Source organism: Thermococcus sp. (genome assembly GCF_027063845.1).
Taxonomy (GTDB): Archaea; Methanobacteriota_B; Thermococci; order Thermococcales; family Thermococcaceae; genus Thermococcus.
This window is the reverse complement of sequence record NZ_JAMOQU010000073.1, coordinates 17,758-30,831: the sequence shown is the minus strand read 5'-3', so window position 1 is coordinate 30,831 and position 13,074 is coordinate 17,758. Positions and strand designations below refer to the sequence as shown.

Genomic DNA, 13,074 nt, shown 5'->3' with positions numbered 1-13,074 from the left:
GGACGATAAACATCGCCCTCATTATCGAGGAGGGCCTCACCGTCGGCGCGATGGCGAACGCGATAATGACGGCAACGGAGGCAAAAACCTACACCCTCCTGAGCCTCGGGTACAACGCCACAGGGACAACAAGCGATGGTATCGGTGTTTTTGCATTCAAGGGCGAAAAGGAGTGGGCTGGAACGGCGACGAGGCTTGGCCTCGATATTGGAAGGGCAGTCAGGGAGGCGCTTAAGGAGAGTTTGGGGAAGTGGGAGCGGACGAGATGTTGAGGCCTCACTGTCAAGCTCTACTACATAAGGAAAGATTTAAATACTCTATTTAGTAGTGCTTCGTTGGTGGGGACATTTGCGGCAGTTACTGGTGAACGTCGCGAGAGCAATTGCCATTGGAGCAATCTTCTACTACCTCGTGGGTTCAAGCAGAGGCGTTGCCCTGCTTCCCCTTTACGCCGGCACGATACTTGTGTTGGGATACATCCTCATCAACATCGGCGCGCTCGTTGAGCGTAGGTTACGCCCGAAGAAAGCCCTCCTCGACGTTGCCCTCCTCTACGCCTTTGCCATTCCCGCGGCCCTCCTCGCGGAGCGCTCCCAGCCGGCCGCGGGGGTTGCTGCTGTCTCTGCTCTCGCCTTCGTGCTTGTCCATGCGATGGACACTTTGAAGGGGGAGTGCGCAGGGGAACCGGGGGTTTGAAGTGCCGTGCTTCCGTGATGCGGGAAGGGTTAAATAGTCTCGGTTCCTATTAGGACCGGTGAGAGAATGGAGGACGTTGAGGCTCAGGTCGAGAGGTTGTTCCTTGATGCACAGAACCTCCTGCTGAAAATACGGCTGAAGGAGATTCGAAAGGACAGGGTAACCCTTGAGGACTTAATTCGACTCGCGGAAGAGGAGACGGAGTACACAGAAGACGTGGAGGACATAACCATATGATACGGGAGATGAGTGAGAGAGACTATGAGTTTGAGTACTGACGTTTCTAACCTTACAAAAGTCGGAAAAGCTGGATAAATAAAAGCGGAACTCCTTAGGGAGCTCACTTCATCTCCATGAGCCTTCTGTACAGCTCCTCCACTTTTTCGCTAACGTCCTCCGGCGAGAAGCCGGCCTTAACGGCCAGCCACGTCGCGCCTCCGGCTCCAACGCCCTCCTTGACGTAGCCCTTTTCGTAGTCCTGCAACCCTTTAAACTCGCTCTTCGAGAAGTCCAAATCGGCGGCGTAGCTTATAATCCCGATTTCCTTCGCTGTATCGATGAAGGTCGCGCTCTTGTCGTTGGCGACCCACTTGGTTGTGGCTATCATGAACCTGCTTAAATCCTCGCCGAGGGCCTTTAGGAGCGCCGAAACTGCCAGCATCTGAGTTCCACCTGCCAAAACGATGTCCCTCCTAAAGCCGAGCGCAATGCCGATTACCGTCGCCATCATCGGGTCTCCGAACTGCCTGAGGGCTTCGAGGGGGTTGTCCCTCAACTGGCCCTTCTCAATTCCCGCCCTTTCGAAGGCCTCAGCGATGACCTTCTCCTTCAGGCTCTGGGGATTGTCAGGCGAGGCCGAGCTGGTTCTCGCTTCGTAGCCGAGCGCCCAGAGGACGGCCTGAGCAGTGGTCGTTCCTCCCGGCGTCGACTCGCCGATTACCAGCTCCTTTATCGGCGTCTTGTTTAGCTCCTCACCGAAGAGCTTGGCGCGTTTGATTATATCGCCGAACTCGGGTAAAGCAGGCTCCTTCCTGAAGTCCCTTCCGACGGCGTCGCTGATGTGGACGTGCGGAACGAGCGGAGCCAGATACGTCCCACCCCTGACGACGAGAACCGGGAAGTTCGCGAGCTCCCTCGCGGCCTTGGTGATTATGGCCGGCGTCGGATGGCCTTCGGGCGTTACAGGAATGACGTCAATCGTCAGGGGCTTCTCGTGGAAGAGGTATTCGGCATCGGCAACGGGCGTCAGCTTCGTCAGCTCTGGCGTCGCTCCGGCAACGCTTATCCCCGGCACGGTGCTTATCTCCGTGTTGCCCAGGACGAGAAGGAAGAGGCTCTCCATTCCAACCACCGTGGAGTTTTTATCCAGTCCCGCTTATAGGCTTTGGGGTTGGAGATGGGAAAAGCGTTAATGGTCCTCGGAACGTCCTCGGGAGCAGGCAAGTCACTCCTCGTTACGGCCTTATGCAGGATTTTCTCGAACCTCGGCTACGATGTGGTGCCCTTCAAGAGCCAGAACATGAGCCTGAACTCGGCTCCGAGCATAGAGGGCGGTGAGATAAGCAAGGCTCAGTATCTACAGGCGATAGCGTGCAGGAAGAAGCCGAGCGTCAGGTTCAACCCGATTCTACTCAAACCCGAGGGTAACATGAGGAGCCAGGTCATCTTCATGGGAAGGCCGATTGGGAGCGTTTCCGCCAAGGATTATATGCTCTCGCGGAAGGAGGAGCTCTTCAGGAAGGCGATGAAGGTTTTGGACGAGCTGAAGGAGAGGCACGACTTCGTCATAATCGAAGGTGCCGGCAGTCCAGTCGAGATTAACCTGAAGGACTACGACATTGCCAACACGCGCGTCATGCTCCACGCAAAGGCGAAGGGAATCCTCGTTACCGACATAGACCGAGGGGGAAGCTTCGCTTCAATAGTCGGCACGATGGAGCTTCTTAAACCTGAGGAGAGAGACGCGATAATCGGCTTCGTCTTCAACAAGTTCCGGGGAGATAAGTCCCTCCTTGAGCCGGGCTTTGAGTACCTTGAGAAGCGCTACGGAAAGCCAACCCTCGGCGTTATCCCCTACGTCGGGCACCGCCTCCCTGAGGAGGACTCCCTGGCGGAGTTCCCGAAGGTGAAGGGCGAGCTCCACATCCAGATAATCAAACTCCCCCACATAAGCAACTTCACGGACTTTGAGCCCCTGCACTGGGCGAACGGCGTTGACTACGTGACGAGACCTGAGGAAATCAAGGGCGACGTGATAATAATCCCGGGAAGCAAGAACACGGTCGAGGATTTGCTCTGGCTGAGGAGGGAGGGCTTTGAGGATGCCATAATCGAGGCCCACCGCGAAGGCTCTTTTGTGGTCGGAATCTGCGGCGGCTTCCAGATGCTTGGGGAAAAGGTTATCGACACCGTCGAGTCCAAACGCGGAGAGGTTAAGGGAATCGGCCTTCTTCCAGCCAAGACGGTCTTTGAGCGGACTAAAAGAACGAACTATCTCAACGCCGAAATTCTCTGGGAACCTGCCAGGGGAATGGTCGTTGAGGGCTACGAGATACGCTTCGGCAGGAGCGTCTCGGAAAGGCCGTTCTCGGTGATTAGGACAATCAACGGCGCTAAAACCTTCGAGCCTGAAGGAGCTATCGGAGAGAGGGCCTTTGGGACTTACCTTCACGGAATCTTTCACAACTTCGCCTTCACGGAGCGCTTTCTCAACTTTCTGCGGGTGGAGAAGGGCCTTGAGCCGATTTCAGTTGAACGCTGGAGCATCGAGGAGGAAATCGAGAGGTTCGCAAAACTTGTTGAGGAGAACCTCGACGTTGAGAGGATTTTAGGGGAGCTGGGACTTTAAAAATAATCCTCAGGTCCCTCAAGCTCCTTCGGTGGGTGTCTCCTCGCCCACCAGAGCTTCAGGCGAATGTAGACGTAGAACCCTATGAAGACCAGCAGGCCGACCGCTATTAAAACCACCGCGAGGAGCAGGAAGCCAGAGAGGAACAGCACGGCAAGTATCAGGAAGAGGACGAACGCCACCGTCCCTTTAACCTCGCTCTTCCTCACCTTCCCACCAGCCTCGCTATTCTATCCGCGAGCTTTAACTCCCCCGGCGTGTTGACGTTCAAAGCGAGCAACGGGTTGTTCAGTTCAAAGAACCGCTCGCCCTCGATTCCGACGGCGTTAAGACCAACTATCGCGTAGCCCCTGTAAACGACGGGTCTCAAATCCTTCGGAACCAGCTTTAGCGGTAGAACACCTGTAAGGCTCGTTTTCCCGTCAAAGGCCCTCGAAATCTGCGCCATGTCGCTCGCTTTGACGAAGGGCAAATCCGCCGAGACACTGACGAAAGGGCCGAACTCGCGGAGGAGCCACTTAACGTCCTCAACGTATCCATTTCCGGGCGTCTCAACGAAGGGAATCCCCTCGCGGAGACACAGCTCCTTCGTCTTCGGTGTGTTCTTGGAGAGAGCGACGATGGTCTCACCGACCTTCTCGGCCTCGCAGTAGATCCTGAGGAGCATTGGCACTCCGCCGACCTTTAAAACGGGCTTTTCCCGTCCCATCCTGCTCGAACGTCCACCGGCCATGATGATTATCATACCCTCAGCCTCCAAAGTAAACCCAAACCACCGCCATTCCCAGGAGCGTCCCGGCCCTCGTTATCTCCGCCACGGCCCCGATGCAGTCACCGTTCAGCCCGCCGAAGTTCCTTAGCGAGAGGTGAATGACGTACGCTCCCGCAAGGAGGCCTAAGAGAGACGCGAGCGAGCGAGGTTCGAAGTAAGCCACCGGCAGGAGCAGGAGGAGGTAGAGAGCCGTTCCGATGCCCAGTTGCCTTCCGTTCATGCCCTCCATGAAGTACGCCCCAAGTCCCTGGCCGAGGGGCTTTTTAGTTGCGAGGGCGAGGAGCATTGCGAACTTGGAGTTCAGCTCCGCCAAAAACAACGCGTAGAACGGGAGGAACGGAAGGGAGTAAACCTGCAGGAAGAGAACCATAACGAGGGCGAAAATCCCGGCTATGCCGGTGTTGAGGTCCTTCATGGCCTTAATCTTCCTCTCGAAGTTACCTTTGACCATAATCCCGTCGGCCCAGTCAGCCAAGCCGTCGAGGTGGAGAAGGCCTATCGTGAGGTAGAGCGTAAGGATGGCTAAGACGTTGCTCAGGGGGAGTCTCGGGTAAAGGACGAGCGTCGCTAAGGCCGAAGTTAGGGGCGCGAGCAGGGGAAGCGCCCAGAGCTCATTCCTAACCCGCTCGAAGTCGCCTTTGACAGGAATCCGCGTGAAGAAGGGTAAAAGATTACGCACCGCTACACCTCCTCGAACAGCCTCGTCATACAGCCCGCTATAAAGCCACCTATCGCGTCGTCGAGGAAAGGCGGAAGCTTCGCAAGGATTCCGGGCTTCTTGGTGTCGTAGTAAAAGAAGTTGAAAAGCGCCATCTTCCCGCCTATGAGCTCGGCGATGTCTATCCCTATTAACTCGTCAGCCACAAGATTTACTGGGTCGCCCTCAACTTTGAAGTTCTCTTCGAGCAGGAGAGCCGAAAGAAGTAGAGCTTGGACGTTTACGTCGCTGAGGTAGCGGGGCATCAGCTCCCTCAGCCTTTCTCTGACTTTCTCGCGCTCGTCGCCGATGTAGAGCTCTAACGCGGTGTCGAGCATCTTTTCGAGCGTTATACCTTTGGATTCGAGGCGGGAGAGGAGTTCTTCGGGGGTCATTCTCTCACCAGCCTGAACCTGACCCAGTGATACCTCTCGCTCTCTTCTCTGGACAGGATTTCAATGTCAAAGCACCCCTTAAAGAGCGGAGACGCTAAAACGACCGTGTGGAACTCTCCGAACTCACCTACCGGGTCAACACCGGGATTCTTTTCGAGGAAAAGCTCCAGGTCGGCGACCGAGCGGAAGATGTAGCCGAGCCACTCTTTGCTGAGCTTTTCGCGGTTCACGGCTATTATAGCGTACTCAAAGCCCGCGTTCAGGATTTCCTCGGCGAGCTCCTTCGTATCCCGTTCCCAGAGCGGTTCGAGTGGCTTGACTCCAGCCCCTTCCGCGAGGCGCTCAATCCACTTTGGGTGGTCTTCTAAGAGAACGTCGCCCGCTATCAGGTAGTCAACGTCCAGCGAGCCTATGAACTCCGCCAAAGCTTCACTCCCCCTGCTCATGTCAAAGGTTAGCAGTTCTTTTCCCATCGCCTCGGCGAGCGTTTTGATGGCTGAAAAGTTCTCCCAGTGGGGCGAGAGGCCTATAGTCGTTTTGAGCGCGAGCAGGTAGGGAACCTTGATTCCATTTTTCTCCGCGAGGTGAACCGCGTAGAGGCCGTCCTTACCGCCCGAGAAAAAGGCGACTCCCTTCATTGAACCACCAAGCCTATAAAGGGTTTGGAGCTTTTATCCATTATGCTGATTCGGATTGATGAACTCGAGAGGGCCGGCGACGTCTACGTTAATCCGCGAAACCTACGGGCTAAGCCACTTTTACTGAAAACCTGGCGCGATTTCCTGAGTCTGGATGAGAAAATCTACGGAACCTACGCGCGGGCGATTTACAACCCTAAGGAACGGTTTTTAGTGACCGATGAGTCCTCCGAGGCCCGGGCGATAGACCTCTCGGCCCTCTACTGCTCTCTTCTAACGGACCCCGAGTACTTCTGTGGCGGGGAGAACCTGCGCTACCAGCTCCAGGTCGGTGAGTTCGAGGGACTGCCATTTGCCAACGGCTGGACGGGCTCCAGGGTTGTCCTCGTGGGCGAAGCACCTGGAAGGAGGGGCTGTGGGAAGACGGGTGTGTGCTTCTATCGCGACGCCTCCGGCATGCTTCTCCGAAAGACCCTGTTTAGCCTCGGCATCAACCCGGACTTCGTTTACATAACCAACGCCGTAAAGTGCAACCCTCCGAACAACAGGCTGTCCCGCGTTCCGGAAGGCGCCTACGAGCTCCTCGCGAGGGAACTTGAAATCCTCAGGCCAGGAGCAATCTTTGCCCTCGGCAAAACCGCCGAAAGGGCCCTTCGGGAGCTCGGCTTTGAGGTGGAGTACTTGAGGCATCCAGCCTGGTATGTGCGTCGCGGAGTCCGCGAGCCGAATGATGAGATGCTCGCCGAGTACGCTAAAATTAGGGAGGCCTTCGGGGAATGGACGCCCTAATCGTCTTTCTCCTCGCGCTCCTCTGGGACCTTCTCCTTGGAGAACCACCGGTTGAGCTCCACCCGGTGGTCTGGTTCGGAAGGGTAGCGGGATTTCTCGACGTGAAGTGGAAGCGAAGGGGCCCCCTTCCGGATTTCCTTGCGGGGGTTTTAACGGCTCTGCTCGTCATTGCCTTCGCTTTAGCCCTCTCGCTCCTTTCCCATTACCTCCCCTTCCCACTCAACTACGTCGTCGCGGTTTACCTCCTGAAAAGCTCCTTCGCGGTAAAGAGCCTCCACGAGCACGTCGCAAGGACGATAACCGAGGACATCAATGAGAAGCGGGAGGCCGTTTCAATGATAGTGAGCAGAGACGTTAAAAATCTCGACGAAAGTCATCTCAACTCCGCCTCGATAGAGAGCTTGGCTGAAAACCTCAACGACTCCGTAATCGCTCCGCTGTTCTACTTCCTCCTCTTCGGCCTCCCAGGAGCTTTGTTCTACCGCGCGGTGAACACGCTCGATGCCATGCTCGGCTACCGGAGCGAGTGCTACGAGTTCTTCGGCAAGTTTTCCGCCAGATTAGACGACGTTCTTAACTTCATTCCAGCTCGATTAACGGTTCTCCTATACCTCCCTCTCGGCGGTTTGAAGGTTCTCAGGCACTACCGCCTCGCGAGGTTTAAGATAAATTCCGACAAGCCGATGTCGGCCATGAGCGCCGTTCTCGGAGTCTGGCTTGAGAAACCCGGTGTTTATCGATTTCCCGGGAGAGAGCCGAAGAACGAAGACATAAAACGGGCCCTAAAGGTTTACTGGTTAGTCGTTGCCGAATGGATTGGAATCGTCCTTTTACTCCTCGCAACGGGGGTGTGTCCATGCTTGAGCCCGTGAAGTTCTCAGCCTATCACGGAGGTGCGAGGGAAGAAGGCTTGCTCGACTTCTCCGCGTCGCTGAACCCATATCCGCCGGAGTGGCTCGACGAGATGTTCAAACGCGCGAGAGAAATCAGCAACCGCTACCCCTACTACGAAAGGCTTGAGGAGGAACTCACCGAGCTTGTTGGCGAGCCTCTAACCATAACTGCCGGCATCACCGAGGCGCTCTATTTACTTGGAATCCTCGCGCTCCGCGGGCGAAGAGTTGTTATTCCGCGCCACACCTACGGCGAGTACGAGAGAACAGCGAGAATTTTTGGAGCGAGAGTCGTCAAAGGCCCAAACGAACCAGAGAAGCTGGCAGAACTCGTCGAGAGAAACTCGGTCGTCTTCTTCTGCAACCCCAACAACCCGAACGGAAAGTTCTACCATGTTAGGGAGCTCAAGCCAGTCCTCGATGCGGTGGAAGAGAAAGAGGCGCTCCTCGTCCTGGACGAGGCCTTCATAGACTTCGTGCAGAAACCGGAGAGCCCAGAAGGGGAAAACATCGTGAAGCTTCGAACCTTCACAAAGAGCTACGGCCTGCCGGGGATAAGGGTCGGCTACGTCACCGGCTTTGAGAAGGCCTTCAGAAGCGTTAGAATGCCCTGGGGCATAGGCTCGACGGGGGTTGCTTTCCTTGAGTCCCTTATCAAAGATGGCTTCGAGCACCTCAGGAGAACTATGCCCCTAATCTGGCGCGAGAAGGAGAGGATTGAGAAGGCACTTGGCGTGAAAAGCGACGCAAACTTCTTCATCAAGCGCGTCGGAAACGTTGAGGGGTTCGTTGAGGCCATGAAGAAGCGCGGAATCCTTGTGAGGAGCTGTGTGAGCTTCGGACTTCCCGAGCACGTGCGCTTTTCGGTGAGAAAACCTGAGGAGAACGACAAGCTTATCAGGGCGTTCAGGGAGCTTGGTTTTTAATGGGGCTCCCCAATGTTCTTCTTTAGTTCAGCAATTATCTAATTGTGTAACTCCTGTATTGTTTAATTCTGCAACCCAAAGCAAACTTTTTAAGCCTCGGCTCATTTCAGCGCACTGGTGGTGCCTATCGTCCATCGCAACACTGATTTCAACGCCTGAATTCGTCGGTTTTCCCTCTTGGTTAGTCCTCAAAAGGGCACCGCCAAGATTTTTAAAGCCCCCTTCTGAGGGTAGAACATCCTCTGAAAACCTAAAGGGTGATGTCCATGCTCCCGAAGAACTACGACCCGAACGAGATTGAGCCCAAGTGGCAGAAGTTCTGGCTCGATGAGAAAATCTACAAGTACGAGCTCGACGAGAAGAGGCCGAGCTACGCAATTGACACTCCGCCCCCGTTCACGAGCGGAACGCTCCACCTCGGTCACGTGCTCAGCCACACGTGGATCGACATCGTCGCGCGCTACAAGAGAATGACCGGCTACAACGTGCTCTTCCCGCAGGGCTTTGACAACCACGGGCTTCCAACGGAGCTAAAGGTCGAGAAGGAGTTTGGAATAAGCAAAGATGAACCGGAGAAGTTCCTCCAGAAGTGTGTTGAGTGGACATGGCAGGCCATCGAGGCGATGAGAAATCAGTTCATCAGGATAGGCTATTCCGCCGACTGGGACCTTGAGTACCACACGATGGACGACTGGTATAAAGCGGCAGTTCAGAAGTCCCTCATCGAGTTCTACAAGAAGGGCCTCCTTTACCAGGCCGAGCACCCCGTTTACTGGTGCCCGCGCTGCAGGACGAGCCTTGCCAAGGCAGAGGTCGGCTACGTCGAGGAGGACGGTTACCTCTACTACATCAAGCTCCCGCTGGCGGATGGAAGCGGCCACGTCCCGATAGCCACCACGAGGCCCGAGCTGATGCCAGCCTGTGTGGCAGTTTTCGTCCACCCCGAGGACGAGCGCTACAAGGACGTGGTAGGCAAGAAGGTTAAACTGCCGATATTCGAGCGCGAGGTGCCCGTTTTAGCTGACGAGGACGTTGACCCGAGCTTTGGGACCGGAGCGGTCTACAACTGTACCTACGGTGACGAGCAGGACGTCGTCTGGCAGAAGCGCTACAACCTGCCGGTCATCATAGCCATCAACGAAGATGGAACGATGAACGAGAACGCCGGGCCTTATGCAGGCCTCAAGACTGAAGAGGCCAGAAAGAAGATTGCCGAAGACCTCGAGAAGATGGGTCTTCTCTACAAGAAGGAGAAGATAAGGCACAGAGTTTTGAGACACACCGAGAGGAGCTCCTGTATGGCCCCGATTGAGCTACTTCCCAAGAAGCAGTGGTTCATCAAAGTGAAGGACTTCACGGACGAGATAGTCAAGGTCGCGAAGGAAATCAACTGGTATCCCGAGGACATGTTCCTCCGCCTCAAAGACTGGGCAGAGTCAATGGACTGGGACTGGGTCATAAGCAGGCAGAGGGTCTTCGGAACGCCGATTCCCTTCTGGGTCTGCGATAACGGTGAGGTAATTCTTCCCGATGAGAAAGACCTGCCCGTCGACCCGCGCTTTGACAAGCCTCCAAGGAAGTGCTCCGACGGAAGCGAGCCGAAGCCCGTCACCGACGTCCTCGACTGCTGGGTCGACTCGAGCATAACCCCACTGATAATAACCAGGTGGCACGAGGCCATCAAGGGCGACGAGGAGGCGAAGCGCTGGTTCGAGCACAACTTCCCGACCGCGCTCAGGCCCCAGGGAACCGACATCATAAGGACGTGGGCCTTCTACACGATATTCAGGACCTACATGCTCACCGGCCAGAAGCCCTGGCGCGACGTTCTCATCAACGGAATGGTCGCTGGACCAGATGGAAGGAAGATGAGCAAGAGCTACGGCAACGTCGTAGCGCCAGACGAGGTCATTCCGAAGTACGGCGCCGATGCCCTGAGGCTCTGGACTGCTTTAGCGCCGCCTGGAGAGGACCACCCGTTCAAGTGGGAGACGGTTGACTACAACTTCAGGTTTTTGCAGAAGGTCTGGAACATCTACCGCTTCGCCGAGAGACACTTAGAGGACTTCGACCCGGCCAGAGCGCCCGAGGAGCTCGAACCGCTCGACCGCTGGATTCTCAGCAGGCTCCACAGGCTCATCAAGTTCGCCACGGAGGAGATGGAGCGCTACCGCTTCAACCTGCTCACGCGCGAGCTGATAACCTTCGTCTGGCACGAGGTGGCGGATGACTACATCGAGATGATTAAGTACCGCCTCTACGGCGACGACGAGGAGAGCAAGCTCAAGGCAAAAGCGGCGCTCTACGAGCTCCTCTACAACGTGATGCTCCTGCTCGCTCCGTTCGTCCCGCACATCACCGAGGAGCTCTACCAGAACCTCTTCCGCGAGCGGGTTGGTGCCAAGAGCGTCCACCTCCTTGAGTGGCCGAAGTTCAGAGATGACAGAATTGATGAAGAGGCCGAGAAGCTCGGTGAGCTTGCGAGGGAAATAGTAGGCGCAATAAGGCGCTACAAGAACTCTCACGGCCTCGCCCTCAACGCCAAGCTCAAGCACATGGCCATCTATGCAACAGACTCCTACGAGAAGCTCAAGACAATAGAGAGGGACATAGCCGGAACGATGAACATCGAGAGGCTTGAGGTCATCAGGGGCGAGCCTGAGCTCGAGGAGCGCATAACCGAGATAAAGCCCAACTTCAGGACAGTCGGTCCGCGCTACGGCAAGCTCGTGCCGAAGATTACCGCCTACCTCAAGGAGCACGCAGAGGAGGTAGCGAAGGCCCTCAAGGAGACCGGAAAGGTCGAGTTCGAGGTTGATGGAGAAAAGGTCGAGCTGAGTAAGGACGATGTCGTCATCAGGAAGGCGGTGTTCAGCGAGGGTGAGGAAGTCGAGACCGCAGTCGTTGGGGACGCGGTTATAGTGTTCTTCTGAGTTCTTTCTTTCCCTTCGATTCCCTGCCCCCTAAAACGCCTCAACTCAACAATTATAGCACAGCATCGCAGCCTTTTTGAGCAGAATCACGCGGTAGGGCTTACCCTTTATTATCCTCGCGTTCGAAATTTTGTTTAGGTGGTGAATCCTCTTTCTATCGAGAGCGACCAAGTCCAGCTCCCTGAGAACTTTAACAAAGTCTTCCCAGCGTATTTTGAGCCACTTTGAGTACTCATCGAACAGCTCCTTTTCGACAACGCGGTAAGTCTTCCCGTCCACCATGTAGCGGGTTGCCCTCTTCGGAAGCTCCTTTCTAAGTCTCCAGCGGGCGTGAAGCGGTTCCTGAAGCTCGTAAACGGCCTCGTCCATAGATTTTCCTTCCACCATCATCTTGAGGATTATGCCGAGGATTCTGTTTATTCTATCAGGAACGCCCGTAACGTCGCCCCTGAGGACTATCTTCCTTCGTCTGACCCGGATTCCAGCATTTTCGAGCTCCTCGCCTATTTTCGGCGTCAGCTTTTTGTCGTGGCCTGTGTCAACGATTCCGCCAATTATAAAGGCCCTGACCTCAAAGTCCTTCTCGCTCAGAACCTCGTCCGCCCAAGGGTCGAGGAGAACGACCTTGTCTATTCCCTTCTCCTTCAAAAACTCGGCCGTTGGACCATCATAGACTGTAATCCTGTCAAGGGGACCGTGGAACATCCCTCGGAACTCCTCGTTCACCCACGTTACCGCCAGCTCTCGCCCTGTGAAGTAGTCGCGCAGAAGGCCGTAGCTCTGGTTAATCTGGAGGCAGACCTTGCCCTTTTCCTTCTGAGTGTGCTTATCCCAGAGCTGGAGGTCGATTATGAAGTAGGGCCACTCCGGAAGTTTCGAGCGGAGCTCCTCGGGGGAGAGAACCATCTCGAACTTGTCCGCCATGCAGAGTGGGGCGTAGGCATAGTAAGAGCCCTCGACGCGGTTCCCGTTCAGGTCCCACGCAACTGCCGTCTTCTCAGGGACGCGGAAGATTGCGCCCTTGCCGTGGACTATCTCAATCGCAATGTCCTGGAGCTTGTTCTTCGACTTTCGGAAGCGCTTCGAGAGCGTTCCGATGCTCTCTATGCCCTTCTCCCTCAATGCATCCCTGAAAACGTCCGCGAGGGTCTTCATGGCCATCGGTTGAGGCTCGGGAGGAGGTTTAAAAAGGTTTGCCGAGACCTGCGAAAGATTTTTAAACGCTCACCCTTCCCTAATATCGAGCCCCGGTGGTGTAGCCCGGTCAAACATGCGGGCCTTTCGAGCCCGCGCCCCGGGTTCAAATCCCGGCCGGGGCACCATCGAAACTTTGCTGGGCAAAGTTTCATCAAAACTCGTGATTCTCTTTTGAAGAGCAGTTTTTGAGTGAATTTCTCTTCGAGTTGCTCGTTTGGGGCGGATTCATTTAAAAGCGCCTCTTAAACGGGTTCACGTCTTTAGCGCTCCTTCGGAGCGCGGTTTAAGTA

Annotated in this window: 15 protein-coding genes and 1 tRNA gene; 9 read left to right on the top strand and 7 right to left on the bottom strand. The window is 55.6% G+C overall.

Features of this window, described 5'->3' with window-relative positions:
• The 3 genes from MVO87_RS05695 to MVO87_RS05685 all read left to right on the top strand — a co-directional run.
• A partial coding sequence (locus tag MVO87_RS05695; protein WP_297552507.1) for an adenosylcobinamide amidohydrolase occupies window positions 1–272 on the top strand: 272 nt, incomplete at its 5' end.
• Between the two features lie 91 nt (window positions 273–363).
• Window positions 364–696: a hypothetical protein gene (locus tag MVO87_RS05690; RefSeq protein WP_297552505.1), complete on the top strand. Its 333-nt coding sequence runs from the start codon at window positions 364–366 to the stop codon at window positions 694–696.
• Between the two features lie 66 nt (window positions 697–762).
• Window positions 763–933, top strand: a complete 171-nt coding sequence (locus tag MVO87_RS05685) for a hypothetical protein (RefSeq protein ID WP_297552503.1) — start codon at window positions 763–765, stop codon at window positions 931–933.
• A gap of 103 nt (window positions 934–1,036) precedes the next feature.
• Here MVO87_RS05685 and cobT read toward each other — a convergent pair whose 3' ends face one another.
• The gene (gene cobT, locus MVO87_RS05680) at window positions 1,037–2,038 is read right to left on the bottom strand and encodes a nicotinate mononucleotide-dependent phosphoribosyltransferase CobT (protein ID WP_297552515.1); all 1,002 of its coding nucleotides are present in this window, start codon (window positions 2,036–2,038) and stop codon (window positions 1,037–1,039) included.
• A 54-nt stretch (window positions 2,039–2,092) separates the two neighbouring features.
• Here cobT and MVO87_RS05675 point away from each other — a divergent pair, with 54 nt between their 5' ends.
• Complete coding sequence (locus MVO87_RS05675; protein ID WP_297552513.1) at window positions 2,093–3,544, top strand: cobyric acid synthase; 1,452 nt, start codon at window positions 2,093–2,095, stop codon at window positions 3,542–3,544.
• Here MVO87_RS05675 and MVO87_RS05670 read toward each other — a convergent pair.
• From MVO87_RS05670 to MVO87_RS05650, 5 genes are read right to left on the bottom strand one after another with little or no spacing between them, the layout of a single operon-like run.
• The gene (locus tag MVO87_RS05670) at window positions 3,541–3,753 is read right to left on the bottom strand and encodes a hypothetical protein (protein ID WP_297514689.1); all 213 of its coding nucleotides are present in this window, start codon (window positions 3,751–3,753) and stop codon (window positions 3,541–3,543) included. The genes MVO87_RS05675 and MVO87_RS05670 overlap by 4 nt on opposite strands.
• Window positions 3,750–4,289, bottom strand: coding sequence for an NTP transferase domain-containing protein (locus MVO87_RS05665; RefSeq protein ID WP_297514686.1), 540 nt, complete (start codon window positions 4,287–4,289; stop codon window positions 3,750–3,752). Before MVO87_RS05665 ends, MVO87_RS05670 begins: the two co-directional genes overlap by 4 nt.
• Before the next feature lie 4 nt (window positions 4,290–4,293).
• On the bottom strand, window positions 4,294–4,995 hold the full coding sequence (gene cobS / locus MVO87_RS05660; protein WP_297514684.1) for an adenosylcobinamide-GDP ribazoletransferase: 702 nt from the start codon (window positions 4,993–4,995) through the stop codon (window positions 4,294–4,296).
• Between the two features lie 2 nt (window positions 4,996–4,997).
• Window positions 4,998–5,408, bottom strand: a complete 411-nt coding sequence (cobZ, locus tag MVO87_RS05655) for an alpha-ribazole phosphatase CobZ (protein ID WP_297514681.1) — start codon at window positions 5,406–5,408, stop codon at window positions 4,998–5,000.
• Window positions 5,405–6,046: a PAB0415 family putative ATP pyrophosphatase gene (locus MVO87_RS05650; protein ID WP_297514678.1), complete on the bottom strand. Its 642-nt coding sequence runs from the start codon at window positions 6,044–6,046 to the stop codon at window positions 5,405–5,407. Before MVO87_RS05650 ends, cobZ begins: the two co-directional genes overlap by 4 nt.
• Window positions 6,047–6,088: 42 nt before the next feature.
• On the opposite strand from MVO87_RS05650, the gene MVO87_RS05645 reads away from it, so the two are divergent.
• The 4 genes from MVO87_RS05645 (at window position 6,089) to MVO87_RS05630 (ending at window position 11,587) form a co-directional block, all read left to right on the top strand.
• Window positions 6,089–6,835 carry a uracil-DNA glycosylase family protein gene (locus MVO87_RS05645; RefSeq protein WP_297514675.1) on the top strand — a complete coding sequence of 249 codons (747 nt, stop codon included), beginning with the start codon at window positions 6,089–6,091 and terminating at the stop codon, window positions 6,833–6,835.
• Window positions 6,823–7,707, top strand: coding sequence for an adenosylcobinamide-phosphate synthase CbiB (gene cbiB / locus MVO87_RS05640; RefSeq protein ID WP_297514673.1), 885 nt, complete (start codon window positions 6,823–6,825; stop codon window positions 7,705–7,707). The genes MVO87_RS05645 and cbiB overlap by 13 nt, the downstream gene beginning before the upstream one ends.
• Window positions 7,692–8,654 carry an aminotransferase class I/II-fold pyridoxal phosphate-dependent enzyme gene (locus MVO87_RS05635; protein WP_297514671.1) on the top strand — a complete coding sequence of 321 codons (963 nt, stop codon included), beginning with the start codon at window positions 7,692–7,694 and terminating at the stop codon, window positions 8,652–8,654. Before cbiB ends, MVO87_RS05635 begins: the two co-directional genes overlap by 16 nt.
• A gap of 266 nt (window positions 8,655–8,920) precedes the next feature.
• The gene (locus tag MVO87_RS05630) at window positions 8,921–11,587 is read left to right on the top strand and encodes a valine--tRNA ligase (RefSeq protein WP_297552511.1); all 2,667 of its coding nucleotides are present in this window, start codon (window positions 8,921–8,923) and stop codon (window positions 11,585–11,587) included.
• Window positions 11,588–11,632: 45 nt separating this feature from the next.
• On the opposite strand, the gene trm10 is transcribed toward MVO87_RS05630, so the two are convergent.
• On the bottom strand, window positions 11,633–12,742 hold the full coding sequence (gene trm10, locus MVO87_RS05625; protein WP_297516706.1) for a tRNA (guanine(9)-/adenine(9)-N1)-methyltransferase: 1,110 nt from the start codon (window positions 12,740–12,742) through the stop codon (window positions 11,633–11,635).
• Window positions 12,743–12,831: 89 nt separating this feature from the next.
• On the opposite strand from trm10, the gene MVO87_RS05620 reads away from it, so the two are divergent.
• Window positions 12,832–12,909, top strand: a tRNA-Glu gene (locus tag MVO87_RS05620).
• Window positions 12,910–13,074: the final 165 nt, after the last annotated feature.